Source organism: Catellatospora sichuanensis (genome assembly GCF_007483665.1).
GTDB lineage: Bacteria > Actinomycetota > Actinomycetes > Mycobacteriales > Micromonosporaceae > Catellatospora > Catellatospora sichuanensis.
Map to the genome: position 1 here is coordinate 273,450 of NZ_VIQO01000011.1, position 22,416 is coordinate 295,865.

The 22,416-nt window shown below is 69.5% G+C and carries 12 protein-coding genes; 5 read left to right on the forward strand and 7 right to left on the reverse strand.

The window, feature by feature from the left end; genetic code table 11:
* Positions 1-14 precede the first annotated feature (14 nt).
* From FLL47_RS22940 to FLL47_RS22965, 6 genes are read right to left on the reverse strand one after another with little or no spacing between them, the layout of a single operon-like run.
* The gene (locus tag FLL47_RS22940; RefSeq protein ID WP_144122620.1) at positions 15-1,628 is read right to left on the reverse strand and encodes a B12-binding domain-containing radical SAM protein; all 1,614 of its coding nucleotides are present in this window, start codon (positions 1,626-1,628) and stop codon (positions 15-17) included.
* On the reverse strand, positions 1,625-2,080 hold the full coding sequence (locus FLL47_RS22945) for a nucleotidyltransferase family protein (protein ID WP_144122621.1): 456 nt from the start codon (positions 2,078-2,080) through the stop codon (positions 1,625-1,627). Before FLL47_RS22945 ends, FLL47_RS22940 begins: the two co-directional genes overlap by 4 nt.
* Positions 2,077-2,991, reverse strand: coding sequence for a phytanoyl-CoA dioxygenase family protein (locus tag FLL47_RS22950; RefSeq protein ID WP_186315851.1), 915 nt, complete (start codon positions 2,989-2,991; stop codon positions 2,077-2,079). The genes FLL47_RS22945 and FLL47_RS22950 overlap by 4 nt, the downstream gene beginning before the upstream one ends.
* On the reverse strand, positions 2,988-4,076 hold the full coding sequence (locus tag FLL47_RS22955; RefSeq protein WP_144122623.1) for a hypothetical protein: 1,089 nt from the start codon (positions 4,074-4,076) through the stop codon (positions 2,988-2,990). The genes FLL47_RS22950 and FLL47_RS22955 overlap by 4 nt, the downstream gene beginning before the upstream one ends.
* Positions 4,077-4,123: 47 nt before the next feature.
* Entirely contained in the window at positions 4,124-5,386 is a 1,263-nt protein-coding gene (locus tag FLL47_RS22960) for a radical SAM protein (protein ID WP_144122624.1), read from the reverse strand.
* A gap of 14 nt (positions 5,387-5,400) precedes the next feature.
* A complete protein-coding gene (locus FLL47_RS22965; protein WP_144122625.1) occupies positions 5,401-6,927 on the reverse strand; it encodes a hypothetical protein in 1,527 nt (508 codons plus the stop codon).
* 513 nt (positions 6,928-7,440) lie between these two features.
* Here FLL47_RS22965 and FLL47_RS22970 point away from each other — a divergent pair.
* The 4 genes from FLL47_RS22970 (at position 7,441) to FLL47_RS22985 (ending at position 11,672) form a co-directional block, all read left to right on the forward strand.
* The gene (locus tag FLL47_RS22970) at positions 7,441-7,665 is read left to right on the forward strand and encodes an acyl carrier protein (protein WP_144122626.1); all 225 of its coding nucleotides are present in this window, start codon (positions 7,441-7,443) and stop codon (positions 7,663-7,665) included.
* A 36-nt stretch (positions 7,666-7,701) separates the two neighbouring features.
* Positions 7,702-8,733 carry a hypothetical protein gene (locus tag FLL47_RS22975; RefSeq protein WP_144122627.1) on the forward strand — a complete coding sequence of 344 codons (1,032 nt, stop codon included), beginning with the start codon at positions 7,702-7,704 and terminating at the stop codon, positions 8,731-8,733.
* A 2-nt stretch (positions 8,734-8,735) separates the two neighbouring features.
* Complete coding sequence (locus tag FLL47_RS22980) at positions 8,736-9,305, forward strand: hypothetical protein (RefSeq protein ID WP_144122628.1); 570 nt, start codon at positions 8,736-8,738, stop codon at positions 9,303-9,305.
* Between the two features lie 111 nt (positions 9,306-9,416).
* Positions 9,417-11,672 carry a non-ribosomal peptide synthetase gene (locus tag FLL47_RS22985; RefSeq protein ID WP_144122629.1) on the forward strand — a complete coding sequence of 752 codons (2,256 nt, stop codon included), beginning with the start codon at positions 9,417-9,419 and terminating at the stop codon, positions 11,670-11,672.
* Positions 11,673-11,704: 32 nt separating this feature from the next.
* Here FLL47_RS22985 and FLL47_RS22990 read toward each other — a convergent pair whose 3' ends face one another.
* Positions 11,705-12,172, reverse strand: a complete 468-nt coding sequence (locus tag FLL47_RS22990) for a CYTH domain-containing protein (RefSeq protein WP_144122630.1) — start codon at positions 12,170-12,172, stop codon at positions 11,705-11,707.
* Positions 12,173-12,276: 104 nt separating this feature from the next.
* Here FLL47_RS22990 and FLL47_RS22995 point away from each other — a divergent pair, with 104 nt between their 5' ends.
* Positions 12,277-22,416 (forward strand): non-ribosomal peptide synthetase, encoded by a 10,140-nt coding sequence (locus FLL47_RS22995; RefSeq protein ID WP_246158467.1) that lies wholly within the window; start codon positions 12,277-12,279, stop codon positions 22,414-22,416.

The following is a 22,416-nucleotide window of genomic DNA, read 5'->3' on the forward strand; positions in this document are numbered from 1 at the left end:
CGCTCGCTCCTAGCTCAGTCGGTGATCAGCGGGTCGGCGGTGTATGTGGCCGGATCGCCACGGTGGCAGCCCCAGCGGGCCAGCCGGTCCAGCAGCCGGTCCAGCACGGGCAGCCCTTCGGCGGGGTCGGGGTGGTCGCGGGGCAGCATCGCGATGCGCTCGACGGTCTTCTCCACCCGCAGGTTGTCCGCCCGGGACAGGGCCGGCATGAGCCACCGCTGGTAGGCGTCCTGCCAGATGATCAGCACGGCGTCGTCGTTGCGGCGGCGGACCTCGTCGAGGGTGCGGTGGTTGAGCGTGTACGCGGTGTCGACGTCCATGCCCACGTGCCGCCAGGAGAAGTCCGGGTTGGCCGGGTCGCTCACCTCGATGGCGAAGCGCTCCCGGTCCTGCCACAGCGGCATCGTCTCGTCGCTGACTCCGAAAACGCTGAGCGTGAAGTGCCCGGAGAACTCGGTGGTGAGGAAGTCGTGGGTGAGCCGGTAGTCCTCGGGCGTCTCGCCCGGGTAGCCCACCATGAACGAGCACCGGTAGCCGATCGGGCTGCCGTTGAGCAGCTGGAACGCCTTACGGTTGGCGGCGGCGGTGACCTTCTTGTTCATGTTGCGAAGGCTCGACTCGCTCATCGACTCGAACCCGATGGACAGGGTGCGGCAGTGCGAGGCGGCCAATCGGGCCACGGTCCGCTCGTCGCGGATCGTATTGGCGCGGCTGTAGGCCTCCCAGGCCACTCCTGCGGACGGCAGCAGTTCGAACAGCCGCCGCAGCCGGGCGGGCGGCACCGTGAACGTGGAGTCCATCGCCTTGACGAAGGTTGCGCCGTTGCGTTCGGCGTAGCGGAGCCAGTCGTCGCGGATGCGTTCGGCACTGCGGTAGCGCCACTCCGGGCTGGCTGCCGGGAAGGAGCAGAATTTGCAGGCGAAAGGGCATCCGCGCATCGACTCGTACGGCACCGACGGGTAGTCGCCTTCGAACGCGGGGGCGGGCAGGGCGTCGAAGTCGGCGTAGGTCACCGGGGTCTGGCGCAGCCGTCCCGAGGCGTCGCGATGCACGAGGTTGGGCAGGTCTTCGGGCACCCGGCCCTGCCGCAGCCCGGACAGCAGCGGTGCCAGCACATTCTCGGCGTCGCCACGCACGATGACGTCCACCTCAGGGTGCTCCTGCATGATCTGCGCCCACTTGAGATTGCTGTACTGCCCGCCGAGCACCACCGGGCAGCCCGGCAGGTACTCGGTGAGCCAGCCCAGCGCCTTGGCCAGACTCACCCGGTCCCAGATGAACGTGGTCGACAGCAGCACCGCGCCGAAGTCGCCTGGCGGGACCTGCGCGGTGCCGTTCCACACCGCCGCAGTGTCGAGCACGGCGTGGTCCACACCGGCACGCGCCAGGATCGACTGCAGGGTGAACGTGGTCAGGTGCGGCACGGTCCAGCGGCGCGGGCGCATCAGCGGGTAGCGTGCCCCGCCGTGAGTGAAGCCGAGCTCGCTCAGCGAGAAGCCGCCGCGCTCGGCGAAGTACGCCCGCTCCACCCCGGGCGCATCGGCGGGACTGAACAGCGTCCCCCGCACATAACGGTCGTTTTTGTGGGTGGGTCCAAGCCCCGACACCAGCAGCACCCGCGCCGTCATGGGTGTTCCCGTCGCAGCGGCGCCGCGCGGTCGGGGCGGCCGAGCCGTTCGTACTGACCGGCCAGCGCCGACCGGGCCGCCACCGGCACCGGTCCGGCTGCCGTCTGCACATGGACCGGGTCCTGGCCGGCCAGGAACGGCGCGGACCAGCCGTCGCCCACCCGGATGCGCAGGTCGCCCATCACCTCGACGTACATGTCGCCGACCAGGAAACGCCCGAAGTGCGAGTGCACCAGGTCGGTGCCGCTGTCGGTGACCGGCGTGAGCTGGAAGCGGGCGAGCCGGCGGCCGATCTCGTAGGCGCCGGGGGCGGTGGACTCCAGGTCGATGTCGCCAGGTGTCACGTCCAGTCCGTGCAGGGCCGCCGCGGCGGAGCCGCTGAGCACCCACGGCTGGGCCAGGCCGTCGAGTTCGGGCAGCAGCACCGCGAGGGTGTGCAGGTAGGTCGTCATGCGGTGGCCGCGGCGGGCCGGGTCGCGGCTCGGGCCTGCCGCCAGCTGTGCCAGCTTTGCGGACCGGCCGCGCCGCGCACCCGCAGCGGCACGTAGCCGCGGCCGTGGATGCGCTGGTGCATGACCGAGTAGCCGTGCCGTTCCAGGTCGGTGGCCGGCCGTGACCCGGCGGTGGCCTCGAACCGCATGTCGATGCTCCAGCGCACCAGGTCGCGCCGGTTCTCGGTGCCGGTATGGGCCAGCAGATTGGTGAACACGAGCATGTCGCCGCGGCGCATCGGCACCATGGTCATCGGCTCGAAGGCCACCCGTGCCGCGGTGCGGCGGTAGATGGCGTCCTGGCGGTTCAGGCTGCTGCGGGTCACGTTGTCGGTGCCGGGCACGGCGCCGTCGAGCAGGCCCCAGCGGTGGCTGCCGGGCACCAGCACCAGGCAGCCGGAGTCGGCGTCGACGTCGACCAGCGGCAGCCACACCTGGACCATCTGCCACAGCAGGTGTTCGGTGCCCGCGCCGTAGAACTGGGCGTCCTGGTGCCAGGGCAGGCTGTCGAGGTGGCGTGGCAGGTAGGGCCGCAGGTGCGCGTTGCCCTGATAGGTGATCTCCTCGCCGAGCAGCGGAACCAGCGCGCCGGTCAGTTCCGGGCGCACGATCAGATCGCGGAACTGCTCGCAGAACAGCACCGGGTCCCATTCGCGGTTGTCCAGCGGGTGCCCGTCGTGAAGCCGGGCCAGCCGCCGCTCGAACGGCTCGTCGGGGTGGGTATGGGCCAGGCCGTGCCGGTCGGCCAGGCCGGGGGCCAGCGTGTCGACGCGGCGTTCCAGCACACTGATGAACGGCCGCAGGTGGGCGGGGTCGATGACCTGGCGCAGCACCGCGTAGCCGTCGCGGCGGAATGCCTCCACATCGATCACGGCCGGGTTCCGATCCGCGCGGGCAGGCCGGTGCCGATGTCGCCGTGCAGCAGGTCGATGTCGTCGGTCAGGCAGCGGCGCAGCAGCTCGCGCAGCCACGCCGCGGTCGCGGCCGGCAGGTCCGGGTAGTAGGTGGGATTCAGCAGCACCAGCAGCCGTTTGGCCAGGAACGGCGACATCAGCGCTGGTTCGGGTTCGACCAGCCCCTGGGTGGCGAACGTCTCGCGCATGGCCTCGAACCCGGCGCGATAGGCGCCGTCGAAGCGGCCGTGGCGGGCGTGGCCGAACCACAGGTAGTTGACCGCGAACGCGGCGAGGTCGTCGTACGGGTCGCCGACGCCTGGCAGGCGTGCCCCGATCAGATGCACCTGCCCGGAGGGGGCGAGGAACACGTTCCAGGGATGGAAGTCGTGGTGGACGTAGCGCAGCCGGTCGTGGCGGCCCGCGAGCAGCAGCCGCCACCGGGCGCAGGCGTGTTCGACCTCGGCGCGTAGCCCGGGTTCGGCGGCCCACAGCGCGTCGGCGGTGTCGATCAGCCGGTGCACCGGCACGATGAGCGCGTCGCGGATCGCGCGCCGGTGCAGGGCCGGACCGCCGTCGGGCACCGGCCGGTGCAGCGCGATCATCGCCAGGGCGAGGGTGCGGCCGTCGGCGGCGGCCTGCCCGGCGCCGAGGGTGTCGAGCACGGCGAGCCGGTCGGCGTAGCGGATGCCGGGCTGGGCCCATTCCAGCACCCAGGGCGGGCCGTCGTCGGCGGTGAGCGGCTGCATGCCGTCGGCGGTGAAGCGGCCTGCGCCCGCGCACCGCACATGGCCGCTGAACCACGGGTAGCCTTCCAGCCGCCACGCCACCTCGCGTATCGCGTCTGCGTCCAGCCCTTCGGCGTAGAGGTCTTCGCGAGGGGTCTTGAGGAATGCCGTGCGGACCTGCCCGTCGCATTCGACCTGCAGTTCGACAGAGTGGGTCATGCCGTGCGCCTTGCCGTCGCCGGGCTGGGCGAGCACGGCGGTGACCTTCGCGGGCCGGCCGAGCAGGGCACTGACGGCCCTGCTCCAGGCCTGTAGGTCACTGCCGTACGGGGGCAACGGGTTTCCTTCTGCTGCGGTGGGACGGTCGGCGGGCGGGGCCGGGTCTAGCGCGGGCGGCCGATCCAGGTGCACAGGTAGTCCATGTGTACGAGCCGCTGCTCCGACACGATCTTCGGCCGCTGAGGGTAGGTGAAGTCCGGGTTGATGTCCTTGGGGCAGTACGGGTCCTTGGCGCGCATCGACCGTTCGTTGTTGGTGTGCATGTGGTGCAGGTAGGACCGGCCGCTGCAGCCGCCGCCGCACTGGCTGAGCAGGCTGCAGCCCGCGCATCCCTCGATGTGGCCGGGGTTGGCGTTGCGCTGGCGGAACACCTTGAACTGCGCGCTGTTGATGATGTCGATCAGGTCGTGCTGGAGCAGGTCCAGCGGGGACTTGTAGTCGTGCAGGTACACGCAGGGGCTGATGTGGATCTGCTTGTCCGGCGTGATGGAGTGGATGCGGAACGAGGTGCGCCCGCAGGGGCAGCGCTTGGCCTCCTGGTAGTCGGTCACCCCGGCCAGCGGCGGCTCGCCCAGGTCGACCGGGTCGCACAGCTCCAGCAGCCGGGCGAAGCCCTCGTAGTACATGTCGGCCGGCAGTGCGACCTCCATGTGCTCGGGCTGCACCGGCTTCATCGGGTTGATGCGGATGTTGCCGTCGTAGCGCTTGGCGAGTTCGACCAGGCCCTCGATGTGCTTGAGGCTGAAGTTCCACTTCATCCCGCACATGATCGCGGTGTGCGGCTTGCCCTCTTTCTGGGCGATCTCCATCGACTCGACGGCCTGGTTGAAGATGCGTGCGCCGCGGTTGCGGTTGTGCTCGTCCTCGAACGGGGAGTCGAACGAGATGTCGACGTCGTTGAGCTTCTCCCAGGCGGCACGGTGGTCGCGGTACAGCCGCAGCAGCGTCACGCCGCTGGTGGTGAGCCCGACGATGACACCGGCGTCGACCAGCTTCTCGATGATCTGCGGCAGCTTGGTGTTCGCCGGGTTCGCGCCGTTGGTGAACAGTGGCTCGTTGCCGCCCAGGTTGACGGTCTCCACCCCGACCGCGACCAGCTGGTCGACGATCCGGTCGATCATCCAGTCTTCCATGTCGGCGCCTTTGACCCGCGCGTTCATGCTGTAGCAGTGGTTGCACCGGTAGGGGCAGTCGTTGCCCAGCGTCCACCCGATGTTGCGGATCGTCGGAGGGCACTCGGGCAGGTCCCCGAACTCGTCGACCGGGCCGACGTTGAGCTGGTAGTGCTCGAACTGGTCGAACTCCTCCGGCAGATACCTCTTGGGCGTTCCCAGTTGCAGCACCGGTCGTGTGGGGACCTCGGTCACGGCGGGTCCTTTCGTCAGTTCTCGAACAGGGCGGTGGCGGCCTTGCGTACGGCTTCGAGCTGAGCGGACGTCACTGCCCGGGTGTAGACCGACAGCGACCACAGCGACGAATACCTCTTGGTGATGCCGAGGGCCTCCTCGGCGTAACCGGTCGTGGCGGCCAGCTCGCCGAGCGGCAGCACAGCCCCGTCGGCCCAGCCGATCAGGACGTCCGGGTCCTTCATCTGCATGTTCAGCGGCAGGCAGGACACCACGATTTCCGAAGGCGGCACCCCGGGCAGCTCCTTGAGCAGCCGCTCCTCGATCAGATCGCGCTGCGAGGGCTCCTTGGCCGGTCTCAGCAGCTCCACGGCCGGCTCCGACAGCCGTGAGCGGTCCTCCAGCCGGTAGGCCTCGCGCCACAGCCGGCGTGCCTTCAGCTCGCCCATCACCGGACGGCAGTCCGGCGGCAGGTTGACCTTCAGCTCATCGGCTTCGAGGTAGTCGAGGAACTGGTCGTCGCCCAGCGCCAGCAGCTCCGGCTCCGGGAACGGCTCCCCCGCGTGATGGGAGTTGATGTTGCGGATACCGCGGTCGAGCATGGCGTCGGCGGCGCACTTGCCCGGTGAGTACACGATGCGTTCGAGCACCTCGTAGCGCACACGCAGCAGGTCGACCACGTAGGTGACGGCGCGGTGGTTGACGCGCCCGTCGCCCACCGCCGACACCCCGAAGCGGAACAGCATGTCCACCGGCCGCCCGGTGGGGTCGGCGACCCCGGCGAGCAGTGCCGGTTCACGGCCGGCCGGCGGCGTGGCGAACACGCACACCGAGCGGAGCAGCTCGGCGTCGAACTGCCAGGGGGTGCTGGCGCCGAGGGTGTCGCGCAGCGAGAAGTCCAGCAGGTCCGTACTGACCGTCGCGGTCACCAGGGTCTCGACGAAGGTGTACACCGGCAGCAGCCGGGCCACCTCGGCGTCGGACTGGGTGGAGTGCCCGCCGGGCTTGCCGCTGAGCAGGTTGACCGAGGTCGCGACGGCCTCGGCGGCGTCGAGGTGCCGGTGCAGAGCGGCCAGGGTCTGGGCCCGCTCGGCCTCGTCCTCGATCGCGGCCAGCAGCGGCGAGTCGGTGACCTGTTCGGCGATGACCCGCACGTACTTGGCGAAGCGGGCGATGTTGCCGGGCGGCGGGTAGAAGCCGAGCTGGTAACTCAGCGTGTGTCCGAAGGGCAGCAGATCCGAGTCGTGCACCAGCGCGTACAGCCGGGCCAGCAGGTCGAGGGACAGGTCCGGGCCGAGCAGCGCCTCCAGGTGCGCCAGGCGCTCGCGGTTGCCGTCGATGTCGTGGTACCCGTCGCCGACGTGCTCGGCGTAGTCGTTGACGCGCATCGCGTCGATGAACCGTGCGGTCCAGTACGCGGTGCCCATGCAGTGCGGCAGGCGGCTGTTCTCGTTGGTGGGGATGGTCAGGTAGGCCAGGCCGGTCTGGCGCAGTCTGGCCATGCGCTGCACCGCACCGGTCTCCAGCACGATGCGCTCGCCGAGAGTGAACTGGTGTCGCAAGCCAGGGAATACGAACGCCGACTCGGCGGGGCGCAGTAGGCGAGACACCGCGCGGGTTTTGCCGTCTCGGGCAGGCTGATGGTTCATCCGGCACCCCCGGCTCTTGAGAATGGACAAACGCCGAGGAAGCAGGCCCCGAGCGGGATCGAGGAACGCTAACAAGCAATTTTTCTACGATCAAGAGCACTGTACGCAGATTGTATGTCTCTTATACATCGGACATTCCGAGCGCTACCCAGAGGCCTCGCGGCGGACGGCGACAACGGACCCTGGCCGGAGGGAAGCGTGCGCACATAGGCAGCGAGATATCGACCGTCGACGGCCCACTGGGCGTCAAGAACATGTACTATGCTGCGGACCGCCGCCCGCCACACCTGCCGGCGGGCACCTTGCATTCCCATTCGGAGGCTTGATGAATCGGTCCGACAAAGGATTCCAAGGGCCTGATCTCCGTCGGTCCAATTACGTTTGCGATGCGCCCGGACGCACGCCCGCACCCAACGAAGGTCGGTAATGTCTCAACACATCGTCAGTGACGAACTACTTGCCAGGTGCGCAGACATTCTCGGTACGGAGGAACTGAGTCTGGACGACGACTTCTTCGGCGTCGGAGGCAACTCATTGGATGCCGTGGAACTCAGCGGACTGCTGAGCAAGGAGTTCGGCCGCGAGGTCACGGTCGACGACATCCTGCAGAGCGGCTCGTTCGACGAGCTCTTCCGGTCACTCAGGGCCTGACCTCCTGTCCATGCATGGTTGAAGGAGCTGATCAGCATGACGCCAGCGACACAGGCGAAGGAACTGCCTGACGAGATTCCGCCCGACGTCCGCAATGAGATCCACCGATATGTGAAGACACTGCCGGACGACGCCTCCTGCATCGTCACCGGCTCGATCGTCGAGGGCATCGGCAACATCAATTCCGACATCGACCTCTACATCATCCAGCAGGCCGGCAGCTTCACACCCAAGCCCATCGCCATCGGGATCAGAGAGTCCCGCTACATGGACCTGGAGTTCCTGAGCGACCAGACGGTGCGGCGGCTGGCCGAGAAGTTCGCCGATCCCGCCGCCGACGTGCTCCAGGATCTCAACGACCGCGACTTCGACCGCTATTACCGGATAGCGATCGGCATCCCGCTCGTGGCCGAGGACTGGGTGCACGACATCCTGCCGGAGTTCACCGTCGACCGCTCGCGCGCCCTGTTCTCCCGCAAGGCCATGGTGCGGGCATACCACCACCTGGCCCGCGGAGCCGTCGCACACGCCATGGGACAGACCCGCGGCGCCCAGGTCCTGCTCCGGGAAGCCGCGCTGTGGCGGGCCACGAGCGTGCTCGCCGACGCCGGGGAGGGCTATCCCTCCATCAAGTGGGCCGAGGTCAAGGCAGCTCGCCACTTCGGTGCCGGCACTGCGCAGTACACCGCCTGTTTGAGCGGCTACCTGGATTCGTCGCCGGACACCACCACCCATCTGTCGCAGGCACGTGAGCGGATCCCGCTGACCGACGACGTGCGCCAGGCGTTCCCCGACCAGCCCTGGGAACTGGCCGAGAACGTCCAGGTGATCACTGACGGCGACGCGCAGTATCTGGTGCGCGGTGCGCAGTCCGTGGCCCGGGTCTCCGGTGTCGTGGCGCTCGTCATCAGCGAGCTGGCGGCCGGAGCGCCCTGGACGGACGCCACGGCGAACATCGCTACGAAGCTGCAGGTCTCCCGCGGGGAGCTGGGCGCCGCCGCGTCCGCCGTGCTCCGCGAGCTGGGACGAGGCGGCTATCTGCACCGCAGCGCAGGAGAGGTGGCATAGCCGTGTCCGTGGTGGCGAAACCGCTGAAGACGTGGGTCAAGGAGCACAGCGACCTCAACTACGAGCACCTGGCGACGATGGCGCTGCGGCACGACCTCGACGGCGCCCTCGACGCCGGCCAGCTCGGCCTGGCATGGTGGGCGCAGCAGCAGATGCTCCTCAACAGCGTCGTGCTCTTCCTGGCTGACGCGGGCATCACGGTGCCCTGGTCGGAGGACCGGCTCGACCGGGCGATGCAGGCGATGCAGCTGCTGGAGGGCCTCAACCCCGCGCTCGCCGATCAGGTGTGGCAACGGTGGCTGGCCCCGATCCCGCCGGTCGACGACCTGGTGCACGAGATCGACCGGACCATGGAATTGATCACGAGCGGCCTCAAGGTCCCGTTCGCCTCGTCGCGGGACGAGACGGTGATCAAATGGGCCACCAGCACCAAGATCGTCCGGACTGTGGCGCAGCAGCTGGGCATCGCCCAACGCGATGACTGGTACGTCAGCGACCCCACGGTCAGCGAGCCCGAGCTCGACTGGTACGGCGAGGTGCTCAAGACCCTCGAGAAGAGCCAGCCCAAGTAGGGATCACCGCCGCGGTGGCGGTGGGCGGGCCGGCCCGGGGCCGATCGGCTCGCCCACCGCCGCCGTCAGGCCGGTCCCGCGCATTCCGCAGCCTGCCAGAGAGTCGAACCGATGAATACAGCGTCGCAGGACGTTGGCGCTGAGCGCCGCGAGCCCGACGACAGGGCCGATGCCGGCTCGCTGCCGCCCGACTTCCCTCGGGGCGCCCGACCGGGCGGTCGCGACCGGGTGTCGCGCATGCTCGCCCTGCCGCAGCACAACTGCTCGGACCAGGAGCTGTACACCGTGGCGACGGCGGTGCTGGCCGTGCTCGTCGCCCGGTACACCGGCTACGGCCCGGTGGCCGTCGGCCGAGCGGACATGGCCGGTGGCGAGGAGCTGGAGCTGCGCAGTTCGGTCGAAGCGACAGACACTTTCCAGAGCCTGACCGCGCGGCTGCGCGATTCCGGGTCCGATGCCGCCCAGCACACCGCCGACCCGGCCTCGACGCGGATGCAGGACGAGCTCACGCCCGCCCCGCACCGCATCGGGACGGCGATCGTGTGGGACGGCGAACGCCAACCACCGGCCGCGTCGGCCACCCGGGCGGCACTGCTGTTGCGCATCGCCGCGCCCTCGGCTGACGGCCTGCAGCTGAGCGCCGACTTCGACAGCTCCCGCTACTCCACCGCGACGGTCCGGCGGGTGCTCGACCAGTTCGCCGTGCTGTGGTCGCACGCGCACAGCGACGCCGCTGCCGAAGTCGCCGCCGTCGCCCTGACCAGCGCCGAAGATCTGGCCCTGATCGCCGCGTGCAACGACACCTCATGCCCGTACGACGACCGGGCCCGCATCGATGAGATGCTGGCGCGCACCGCCGCCGCGCACCCGCAGGCGCCCGCGGTCGTGGGCGATGGCTTCTCGCTCACCTACGCCGAGTTCGATCGGCAGGTCAACCGGCTCGCCCGCACGCTTGCGGGCCGAGGCGCCGGCCGCGATCAGGTCATCGCCGTCATCGCCGAGCGGTCCCCGCAGATGCTGGTCGCCGTCTATGCGATTCTGCGCGCCGGCGCGGCGTACCTGCCGGTGGACCCCGGCTACCCGCAGGAGCGGATCGAGTACATGCTCGCCGATTCCGGTGCGTGCCTGGTGCTCGCATCGCACGCGTGCGTGGCCGGCCTGGACCGGCGCCATCAGATCATCGACCTGGACAGTCCCACGTCGTACAGCCCCGACGATTCGCCGTTGCCGGTCGCGGGCTCCAGCACGGATCTGGCCTACGTCATCTACACGTCGGGTTCGACCGGCAATCCCAAGGGTGTGATGATCGAGCACCACTCGGTCGTCAACCGGATCAGCTGGATGCAGAAGGCCTATCCGATCGCGCCCGGCGACCGGATCCTGCAGAAGACCCCGATCTCCTTCGACGTGTCGGTGTGGGAGCTGTTCTGGTGGGCGTTCGAAGGAGCGACGGTCTGCCTGCTCGAACCGGAAGGCCACAAGGACGCCGCCAGGATGATCCGTTCCGTGCACGACCACGGCGTCACCACGATGCACTTCGTGCCGTCGATGCTCACGGCGTTCCTGTCGTTCACCGATCAGGTCGACGCCGCGGCCCGGTTGAAGTCTCTGCGGCAGGTCTTCTCCAGCGGCGAAGCACTGGGCTCCCATCACGTGGACAGGTTCCGACGCCTGCTCGCCGACCCGCACGGCACCGAGCTGATCAACCTGTACGGACCGACCGAGGCCACCGTGGACGTCTCCCACTACAGCCTGCTCCACCACCGGGGCGACACCCGGATTCCGATCGGCACACCCATCGACAACACGCGGTTGTACGTGCTGGACGACAGGTCGCGCGTCCAGCCGGTCGGTATGCCTGGAGAGCTCTGCATAGCCGGCGTCAACCTCGCCCGGGGCTACCTCGACCGGCCCGAGCTGACCCGGGAGAAGTTCGCCGAGAACCCGTTTCCCGGCGAGGCGAGGATCTACCGGACCGGCGACCTGGCCCGCCTGCTGTCCGACGGCAACATCGAGTACCTCGGACGCATCGATCATCAGGTGAAGCTGCGGGGGTATCGCATCGAACTCGGCGAGATCGAGCAGCGACTGCGCACGCACCCGGCCGTGGCCGAGGCTGTGGTCACGGTGCGCGAACGACGGGAGCAGAAGTACCTCTGTGCCTACGTGCGGACGGTGGCGCAGTGCTCCGACGAGGACCTGACCCACCATCTGCGCCGGGGACTGCCCGAGTTCATGATTCCCACGCACATCGTCGTGCTGGATTCGTTTCCCCTCACCCCCAGCGGCAAGCTGGATCGACGGGCGCTGCCCGAGCCGCCCCGAAGGCCCCGCCGGGACGCCGCGCGACAGGCCGGATCTCGATGATCCGCGGCGATTCCGGCCGGCAAGCGGTCTGCCTACCGGTCGGCGGCGCTCGCGACGAGGGCGCTGTTGGCATAGGAGTCGTCGTGGGTCACTTCACGGGACACCCAGCCGGGGATGTCGATCGCGGTGTCCTCGCTGGGCAGCTCGACTTCCGCGACGACGAGGCCGGCATGTGCGCCCTCGAACTCGTCGACGATCCAGCTGCCCGGCGGGGTGGACAGCAGGTGGCGACGCTTCTCCAGCAGTGGCCGCAGGCACATCTCGTCGAGCAGGAACTTCGCGTCGTCGGCAGGTATGGCGTACTCGAACTCCGATCGCGTGTAACCGACCCGCTTGCTCTTGATCGTGACGAACCCGTGCTGCTCGTCGACGAGCCGGATCCGCACCACGCGTTCGGCGTCGACGCTGAGGTAGCCCTGCCGGATGGACTGGGACTCGGCGACGGCGTCTCGCCAGGAGTCTCCGGTGACGAGGAACTTACGCTCGATTTCGTGGCTCACGAGGCTCCTTCGATCATGGCGACAACGTGGAGCCGCCGACTGTACATGACGTCGCGCCCGATCGATGACAGCCAGGAGCGACGTGGGGGGGACCTGTCGTGGCGATGAGTGACCCGCTGCCGTACGACGAAGTCAGGCCGGCCAAGCTCCCGCCGATGTCCTTCGGCCAGGAACGGATGTGGTGGCTGCAGCAGCTCGATCCGCACAGCACCGCCTATGGCGTGCTGCTGGCGTTCGAGTTCTCCGCCCCCGTCGACAGGCGAGCCCTGGCGGCCGCGCTGGCGAAGCTCGTCGATCGGCATCGGATCCTGCGTACCCGATACGTCACCGACGCGGCCGGGCTGCCGACCGTGGACGTGGTGAGCGGCTTCGCGATCCCGCTGTCGTGGCACGACACGACCGAAGCCCCGCACTGGCTGCCGATCGCTGACGCCGCAGCGTCGGTGCCGTTCGACCTGGCACTAGCTCCACCCATCCGGGCGATGGCGGTCACCTGCGCCGACGGTCCGGACGTACTGATCCTGTCGATGCATCACATCGTCACGGACGGCTGGTCGCTGGGCCTGTTCGAGCGCGACCTTCTCGCGCTGTACCGCGCAGAGCTGGGCGAGCCGGACACCGGCCTCGATCCCCTGGTCGCGCAGTACGACGAGTTCGCCGACGCCCAGCGCACACGCTTGAACGAAGCCGTCCTCGGGGAGTACCTCGATTACTGGACCGGCGAACTCGCCGACTTCGAGGTCCTCGAATTGCCGCTGGACCATTCGCGGCCCACCGTGCCCGACTTCACGGCAGGTTCGGTCAGCGCGACGATGTCGGCAGAACGGACCGCAGAGCTGCGCGAGCTGGCCAATCGGGAGCGCTGCGCGATCTCCAGCGCCCTGGCGGCGGCGTTCAGCATCCTGCTCTCCGCCCACTCCGGCCAGCAGGACATCACGATCGGTTCGATCCAGGCCGGGCGTGCCCTGCGTAAGTACAAGGACCTCATCGGATACTTCGTCAACACGGTGGTGCTGCGTACCCGGCTGGACACGGCCGGCACATTTCGCGAGCTGCTGAAGCACGTCAACGCCAAAGCCCTCGAGGGATATCGCCGGCAGGACACCCCCTTCGAACGGGTGGTGGCGGCCGTGCAGCCGCAGCGCGACTCCGGGCGCAACGCGATCTTCGATGTGATCTGCGTCCACAACGGGGATCGCCGCACCGACGCAGGCGGCACCCGGGTCGAGGCCTTCAAGCGTGTCTACCGGACCGAGTCGGTCGTCCGGTTCGACCTGGAGTTGGACACGATCGTGCTGGACGGCTCGCTGACCATCAAGATCGGTTACCGGAAGGACCTGTTCGCGCAGCGCACCGCCGCTCGGCTACTGCGTCAGTACGTGCTGATCCTGGAGCAGGTCGTCGCGAATCCCGATGTCGAGCTGACCGCGATCAACCTGCTGGATCCCGCGGAGCGCGGCCTGGTCGTCGACGCGTGGAACCGGACGGATCGCCCGGTCGGCGAGGGCCTGATGGACGGCTGTCTTGCGCTGAGAGCAGCCCGCGATCCGGACGGGATCGCATTGGTGTTCGCCGGCTCGGCCATGACATACGCCGAGCTGAACTCCCGGGTCAATCGACTGGCGCGAGTGCTGGTCAGCTATGGCGTGGCAGCCGAGGTGGCGGTCGGGCTGGCCCTACCCCGCGGCAGCGAGCAGATCGTCGCGCTGCTCGCCGTGCTGAAGGCGGGCGGCGTATGCGTGCCGATAGAACTCGACCATCCCCGCGAGCGCATCGCGCAGGTGCTGAGCGACTCGCGCCCCGCGGTGCTGGTCACCGTGGGCGCGGTGCGGGAGTCGCTGCCGGACGCGGTGGGTGGGGCCAGGTTCCTCGTTCTGGACGAGGCGAGCGACATCGCCCTGATAGCCGCTGCGTCTGCGGCCGATCTGACCGATCGGGACCGGCTCGCGCCGCTGCGTCCGGACAACGCGGCGTACGTGATCTACACCTCTGGCTCGACCGGCAGGCCCAAGGGGGTGGTGGTCGCCCTTCGGAGCCTGCGCAACCTGCTGGCCTACCAGGAGGCCGAGCTGTTCGGCCCGCACGCCGAGAAGCTGGGCCGCGAGCGCTTACGGGTCGGGCTGAGCGCCGCGCTGTCCTTCGACACGTCATGGGAAGGGCCGCTGGCCATGCTCGCCGGCCACGAGCTGCACCTGATCGAGGAGGACGTACGGCGCGACCCGCATCGGCTGGTGGCCTATGTCGGCACGCACGGGCTGGACTTCCTGGACATCACGCCCTCCTATGCCGAGCAGCTGGTCGAGGCGGGCCTGCTGGACGGTTCGACCGGGGCACCGTCATTGCTGATGCTCGGCGGTGAGGCTCTCGGCCAGGAGCTGTGGGACCGGTTGCGGTCGACGCGCGGTGTGGACAGCCGCAACTACTACGGACCGACCGAGTGCACCGTCGATGCCTTGAGCTGGCCGGTGGCCGAAAGCGGGCGGCCGCTGGTGGGACGGCCGCTGTGGAACACGCGTGCGTACGTGCTCGACGCCGCGCTTCGCCCGGTGCCTCCCGGCATGCCCGGCGAACTCTACCTGGCGGGTGTTCAGCTGGCTCGGGGTTACCTGGGCCGGCCCGCGCTGACCGCGGAACGGTTCGTGGCCAATCCGTTCGGGCCGGCGGGTGCCCGGATGTACCGCACCGGTGATCTTGTTCGGTGGACCGATGACGGCGCGATCGCCTACCTGGGACGGGTGGACGAACAAGTCAAGATCCGAGGATTCCGGATCGAGCCCGGAGAGGTCGAACTGGCCCTTCGCCGGCACCCGGATGTCGCGCACGCTGCGGTCATCGTTCGGGGCGACGCGGCGGCGCAACGGCGGCTGGTCGCGTACGTGGTCTCGCGATCGGGCCGCGTGGACAGCGCGGCACTACGCCGCTTCCTGGGCGACCTGCTGCCGACGTACATGATTCCGGCGGCCTTCGTGGGACTGGACGAGCTTCCGCTGACCACGAGCGGGAAGCTGAACCGGCGCGACCTCGCCGATCCGGAGCCCGAGGCCGCGGGCACCGGCCGCAGCCGGCGCTCGCCTCGCGAGGAGATCCTGTGCGGGCTGTTCGCCGACCTGCTCGGCAAGGACGTGGTCCGTGCGTTCGACGACTTCTTCGAGCACGGCGGTCACTCGCTGCTGGCCACCCAGCTACTGAGCCGGGTCCGGGCGAGTTTCGGGGCCGAGTTGTCGGTCCGCGACGTCTTCGAGAATCCGACCCCGGCGGGCCTGGCCGCGATCATGGACCGCGAGAAGGGGACGTGGACACCGTTGAGCGCCCGGGCCCGTCCCGAGCGCCTGCCGCTTTCACCTGCCCAGCAGCGGCTGTGGTTCATCGCTGAGGCCCAGGGGCCGAGTTCGACCTACAACATCCCGGTCGCCTACCGGCTGTCCGGGTCCTTGGACCTGCCGGTGCTACGGGCAGCGCTGGCCGACGTCGTCGAGCGGCATGAAGCCCTGCGTACGATCTTCCCCGTCGCGGACGGCACCGCCTGTCAGCACATTCTCCCGCCAGGTGACGCCCACACGGATCCGGCGGTCGTGGATGTCGCACCCGGTGAGTGGCCGAGCATCCTTCGCCGGGCCGCCGAGTACAGATTCGACCTGACCGTGGACCTGCCGATCCGGTGCTGGGTCTTCCGGCTCGCCCGGCAAGAACACGTGCTCGCCATCACCCTGCATCACATCGCCGGCGACGGCTGGTCGATGGGGCCGTTCTGGCGGGACCTGGCAGCGGCGTACCGGGCGCGCAGCGCTGGTGAGCCGCCCGGCTGGCAGCCCCTGCCGGTGCAGTACGCCGACTACACACTCTGGCAGCAGGAACTGCTCGGCGACGAGGCGGACCCGACCAGCCTGGCGGCGCGGCAGCTGGCCCACTGGCGGTCCGCGCTCGACGGATTGGCCGAGGAACTGCCTCTTCCCGCGGATCGGCCCCGACCGGGCACCCCGAGCGACCGGGGCGACGGTGTGGCGCTGACCCTGCCCCCCGAACTGCAAAGACGCCTGCGGGAGTTGGCGCTGCAGACACGGTCGAGCATGTGCATGGTGTTGCAGGCCGCGGTCGCGGCACTGCTTCACCACCACGGCGCCGGCACCGACATCGCGTTGGGCGGCGTCGTCGCGGGCCGGCGCGATGAGAAGCTCAATGATCTGGTCGGCTTCTTCATCAACACGCAGGTCCTGCGCTACGACCTGTCGGGCGATCCGACGTTCCATGAGCTCGTGGCCAGAGTGCGCGAAGCCGACCTGACCGCCTACGACTGCCAGGACCTGCCGTTCGAGCGGATCGTGGAGGCGGTCAACCCGGTCCGCTCCCTTGCCCGCCATCCGCTGTTCCAGGTGATGCTGGTCTACCAGAACGCCGACGAGAGCACCCTGTCGCTTCCGGGCATCGAGGCGAGCCCGGTGTGGTTCGACACCATGACCGCCAAGTTCGACCTGGCGTTCAGCTTCCTGGAGCCTGCGGGCGACGAAGGCATCCACTGCCTTGTCGAGTTCGCCACCGACCTGTTCGACCGGGCCACCGTCGAGCAGATCTGCGGCCGGCTGGAGCGCGTCCTGTCCGCCATGGTGGCAGACCCGCACCGGCCGATCGGCCAGGTGAGCCTGCTGACCGGCGAGGAGCGCGACCAGGTACTCGTGACCTGGAACGGCACGGACCGGCTGCCCCAGGCCTGCAGCGTGCCCGAGCGGTTCGACGCCCAGGTCGCGCGGAACCCCGACGCGATCGCCGTCTCATGCGGTCGGCGCGCGCTGACCTACCGGCAACTGGACGCGAGCGCGAACCGGATAGCCGCCGCGCTCGTGGCCCACGGCGTCCAGCCGGAGCAGCGGGTCGCGTTGCTGAGTGAGCGTTCCATCGAGTCGGTGGCGGCGACACTGGCGATCCTGAAGGCCGGTGCGGCCTACGTCCCGCTGCGCCAGGCGGATCCGACCGACCGGATCAAGCAGGTGATCAGCGAGTCAGGGACCGTGTTCATGCTGGTCGGAGCCGGCATGTCCGCTCGCGCGACAGAGTTCGGCGTCCCCTCTTCCGTGCTGCCCAGCCGGCTCCTCGACGATGGGCCCGCCGAGGCGCCGCCGGCGGTGCGGATCAGCCCCGACCGGCTCGCCTACGTCATCTACACCTCCGGCTCGACCGGCGTGCCGAAGGGTGTCGCCGTCACCCATCGCAACATCGTCGAGCTGACCGCGGACCGGCGCTGGGACGGTGGCGCACACGACCGTGTGCTCCTGCACTCGCCGCCCGCGTTCGACGCCTCGACCTACGAGCTGTGGGTGCCGCTGCTGCGCGGAGGACAGGTGGTGGTGGCGCCGCCGGGTGAGCTGGAGGTGGACGGCCTCGCCGCCGAACTCGCCCGGCACCGCGTCACCGGCCTGTGGTTGACCTCTGGACTGTTCCAGCTTGTCGCGGACGCGCGGCCGCAGTGCCTGGCCACCGTCCGAGAGGTGTGGACAGGCGGGGACGTGGTGCCCGCTTCGGCAGTGCGCCGCGTCCTCGAACACTGCCCCGGCACGGCCGTGACCAACGGCTATGGCCCGACGGAGACCACGACCTTCGCCACCGGCCACCGTGCCGAGGCGGCCACGGCGCCGACCTCGGGCTTTCCCATCGGTGCCCCGTTGGACAACACGAACGTCTACGTCCTGGACGGGGCCTTGCGTCCGGTGCCGCCCGGCGTCGTCGGGGAGCTGTACATCGCCGGAACCGGCCTGGCGAGGGGGTATCTCGGTCGCCCGGCGACGACGTCCGAGCGGTTCGTGGCCTGCCCGTTCGGCACGCCGGGGTCGAGGATGTACCGAAGCGGTGACCTGGTGCGGTGGAACAAGGGCGGTCTGCTGGAGTACCTGGGACGCGCCGACGACCAGGTGAAACTTCGGGGCTTCCGGATCGAGCTCGAAGAGGTCACGGCCTCGATCCTGGCCCACCCCGGCGTGGCTCAGGCAGTCGCCGTGGTCCGTGAGGATCAACCGGGAGACAAGCGGCTCGTCGGTTACGTGGTCGCGGCTGCGGCCCGGCCCGCGGATCCGCAGGCCGTCCGGCAGTTCGTAGCCGATCGCCTCCCGGACTACATGGTGCCCTCGGCCGTGATCGTGCTGGACCGCCTTCCACTCACCGCCAACGGAAAGGTCGATCGGCGCGCGTTGCCCGCGCCCCGATACGAGACCACGGAGGACCGGGACCGCCCACGCACCGCGCGGGAGGAGATGCTGTGCGGTCTGATCGCGCAGACCGTCGGTCTGGAACATGTCGGTGTGGACGACGACTTCTTCCGGCTGGGCGGCCACTCGCTCGCCGCGATCCGGCTGGCCGGCCGCATCCAGTCGGTGCTCGGCGCGGACGTGACCGTCCGCGATGTGTTCGAGAACCCCACGGCCGCACGTCTGGCCGCCGTGCTCGACCGGGCCGGAAACGTACGAATCCCGCTCGTGGCCCGGCTCCGGCCGGCTGACCTGCCCCTGTCGCAGGCCCAGCAGCGGCTCTGGTTCCTGCACCGGGTCGGTGGCTACCGGTCGGCCTACAACGTGCCGATGGCGCTGCGGCTGCGTGGCGAGCTCGACCTGTCGGCGCTGCGCGCGGCGTTCCGGGATCTGGTGGCACGGCATGAAACCTTGCGTACGGTCTTTCCCGAGCACGACGGTTTGCCGAGCCAGCGGATCCTCGACCCGGCGGACGCGACGACGGCGTGGCGGGTGGTGACCGCACCGGAGGGCGATCTCGGCGCGCTTCTGGCGGACGAGGCGGCATACGAGTTCGATCTGGGCGCGGAGCCGCCGCTGCGGGTGATGCTGGCACGTGTCGGTCCCACCGAGCACCTGCTGTCGGTGGTGGTGCACCACATCGCCATCGACGGTCTGGCGGTGCAGCCGTTCTGGCGAGATCTCGCTGACGCGTACGCGGCCCGGTCCCGGGGGACGGCACCGCAGTGGGCTGCGCTGCCGGTCCAGTACGCCGACTACACGCTGTGGCAGCGCGAGGTGCTGGGAGACGAGCGGGATCCGCACAGTCTGGCCGCCGCCCAACTGGCGTACTGGCGCGGCGTCCTGGCCGGCGTGCCGGAGCAGCTGAACCTGCCCTTCGACCGGCCGCGGCCGGCCACCCCCAGCTTGGACGGCGGCGCGGTGCTGGTCGAGTGCGCGCCGAGCATTCACCAGCGTCTGAGCGAGCTGGCCCGGTCCCGCGGCGCGACGGTGTTCATGGTCGTCCAGGCCGCGGTCTGCGCACTGCTCACCAGGCTGGGGGCCGGGACCGACATCCCGCTGGGGACCCTGGTGGCCGGGCGTACCCACGACGCGCTGGACGACCTGGTCGGCTTCTTCGTCAACACGCTGGTGGTGCGTACCGACACCGCCGGGGATCCGACGTTCACCGATCTGCTGGCTCGGGTCCGCGGGGCGACCCTGGCCGCGTTCGCCCACCAGGACCTACCGTTCGATCGAGTGGTCGAGGAGCTCAGGCCGGCCCGCTCCATGGCCCAGAACCCGCTGTTCTCGGTGATGGTGACCCTCGCTGACGCGCCCGACAGCGAGATGGCCTTCGCCGACATCGACGCCGCGGCCGAGACCATCCCGCTCAGGGACGCCAAGTTCGACCTGACTTTCACCTTCTCCGCCCATCGTTTCGCAGACGGCCGACCGGCACGGCTGGCCTGTCTGATCGACTACCGGACGGATCTGTTCGACCACGCGACCGCCGAACGGGTCGCGGGGATGCTGGCCCGCGTCCTGGAGCAGGTCGCCGAAGATGCAGAGCTGCGCATCGGCCGGACGGAGATCCTGTCCCCCGCCGAGCGGCACCAGGTCCTGGAAGCGTGGAACGACACCGGTCATCCACGAACGGGCCTGACGCTCGCGGACCTGTTCGAGGAACAGGTACGGCGCACGCCCGACGCCCCGGCCGTGGTGTGCGCGGACGACGAGCTCAGCTATGCCGAGTTGAACCGGTGGGCCAACCGGCTCGCACACCATCTGATCGGCATCGGCGCCGGGCCCGACCGGCTGGTGGCGATCGCGCTCCCGCGGGGCGTGGAGTTCGTGGCGGCCGCACTCGCGGTCGCCAAGACGGGCGCGGCCTACCTGCCGATCGATCCGCGGTATCCGGCCGACCGGATCGCCTACATCCGCGACGACGCCCGTCCGCTGTTCACCCTGGACCGGCTGCCGCAGGTCGCCGGCCGGCCGGACGCTGATCCGCGGCGCGACGTCAGCCCGGCGGACGCGGCGTATGTCATCTACACCTCGGGGTCGACCGGTAAGCCCAAGGGCGTGGTCGTGGTCCAGGAGGCGATCGCGAACCTGCTGGAGTGGCAGCGCCGCAGCGAGCCGCTGGGCGCGGAGCACGTCATGATGGCCCGATCCAGCTGGAGTTTCGACTCCTCCGTCTGGGAGATGTGGTACCCCCTCATCTGCGGCGCGAAGCTCTGTGTCGTACCGGACGACCTGCTCGCCGACCCGGAACTGCTGGGCGCTTATGCCGACCGCAACGGCGCCACTCATGTCGTGTTCGTGCCGTCGCTGCTGACCGAGGCACTGCCGTCGCTGAAGCGGGGAATGCGGCTCTACTCCGGCGGCGAGGCCCTGCCGGCCACACTCGTGCGGCGGGCCGGCCCGCTGGTCAACCTTTACGGCCCGACAGAGACGACGGTCGTCGTCACCGTGTGGTCGGGTGCCGGCGACGACATCTCGGGGGTCAGCGCACCGATCGGCCGGCCGGTGGCGAATGTGCGGGCCTATGTACTGGACGAGGCTCTGCGGCCGGTCCCCATCGGGGTGGTGGGTGAGCTGTACCTCGCCGGGGTCCAGTTGGCCCGCGGCTACCTGGACCGTCGCGGGCTGACCGCGCAGCGATTCGTGGCATGCCCGTACGGCCCGCCGGGGGAACGGATGTACCGGACCGGTGACCTGGTCCGCTGGCTGCCCACCGGGGAGCTGGAGTACCTGGAGCGCATCGACGACCAGGTGAAGGTCCGCGGGTTTCGGATCGAGCCCGGTGAGGTCGAGTCGGAGATCTCCCGGGACGCGGACGTCGCCCAGGTCGCCGTGTCGGCCCGCAAGGATCGTCCCGGGGACCTGTACCTCGCGGCCTATGTCGTGCCTGCGACGCCGTCGTTCGACGTAGGGCGGCTTCGTGACCGGCTGACCCGGGTGCTGCCGTCGTACATGGTGCCGGCGCACTTCGTGCTCCTGGAGGAGTTGCCCGTCAGCGCCAACGGCAAGCTGGACCGCGCGGCGCTGCCCGCACCGGACCGGCTCGTGAACGCCGGTGATGCCGGGCCGCGGACACCTCGCGAGGAGATCCTGTGCCAGCTCTTCGCCGAGGCGCTCGGCCTCGACCGGGTGGGTGTGCTGGACAACTTCTTCGAACTGGGCGGGCATTCGCTGCTGGCGGTCCGGTTGATGAACCGGATCAAGGCGAGTCTCGGCGTCGGCCCGGGTATCCAGGACCTGTTCCAGGCGCCCACGGTGGCCGCGCTGGCGGCCCGGCTGGACGGTGGCTCTCATGCAGATCCATTCGGCGTCGTACTGCCCATCCGGCAGCGCGGCACCGCCGCGCCTCTTTTCGTGGTCCACCCGGTGACCGGCCTGAGCTGGTGCTACGCCGGTCTGAGCCGCTACCTGCCCGAGGAGGTCCCGATCCTGGGGCTTCAGGCGCGCGGTCTCGGCGCCGCCGAGCCGCTGCCGCCGAAGATCGAGGAGATGGTGCACGACTACCTGGAGCAGGTTCGCCGCATTCAGCCGCAGGGCCCATACCGCCTGCTGGGGTGGTCGTTCGGAGGCAATGTGGCCCATGCCATGGCCGTCGAGCTGCAGCGGCAGGGACATGAGGTCTCTTCGCTGGTCCTGTTGGACAGCTACCTGTACGGGGGCACCGCGACCGAAGTGCCGGAGGCGGATGAGCTGGCAGTGCGGCTACATCTGCAGTACGGGGCCCTCAACAACCTCGACGAGCGCTACCTGGCGGACATCGCTCTCGTGTCGCGCAACAACATCGGGCTGGCCGACGGGTACGAGCCCGGAACCTTCCGGGGAGACGTCCTGTTCGTGCAGGCAGACGGCGGCCGTCCCGAGGCCAGGGACCCGGCGGGATGGCGCGATCACGTCGACGGGCACGTGGAGGTCCGCCCTGTGCCGTGGGGTCACTACGAGCTCATGCAGCCTGAACCGCTGGCACAGATCGCAACCATGATCAACGAATATCTGCAGACGGGATGA

Coding starts and splice junctions, on each gene's coding strand:
- FLL47_RS22940 (WP_144122620.1), bottom strand. CDS start 1,628: ATGACGGCGCGGGTGCTGCTGGTGTCGGGGCTTGGACCCACCCACAAA.
- FLL47_RS22945 (WP_144122621.1), bottom strand. CDS start 2,080: ATGACGACCTACCTGCACACCCTCGCGGTGCTGCTGCCCGAACTCGAC.
- FLL47_RS22970 (WP_144122626.1), top strand. CDS start 7,441: ATGTCTCAACACATCGTCAGTGACGAACTACTTGCCAGGTGCGCAGAC.
- FLL47_RS22975 (WP_144122627.1), top strand. CDS start 7,702: ATGACGCCAGCGACACAGGCGAAGGAACTGCCTGACGAGATTCCGCCC.
- FLL47_RS22985 (WP_144122629.1), top strand. CDS start 9,417: ATGAATACAGCGTCGCAGGACGTTGGCGCTGAGCGCCGCGAGCCCGAC.
- FLL47_RS22995 (WP_246158467.1), top strand. CDS start 12,277: ATGAGTGACCCGCTGCCGTACGACGAAGTCAGGCCGGCCAAGCTCCCG.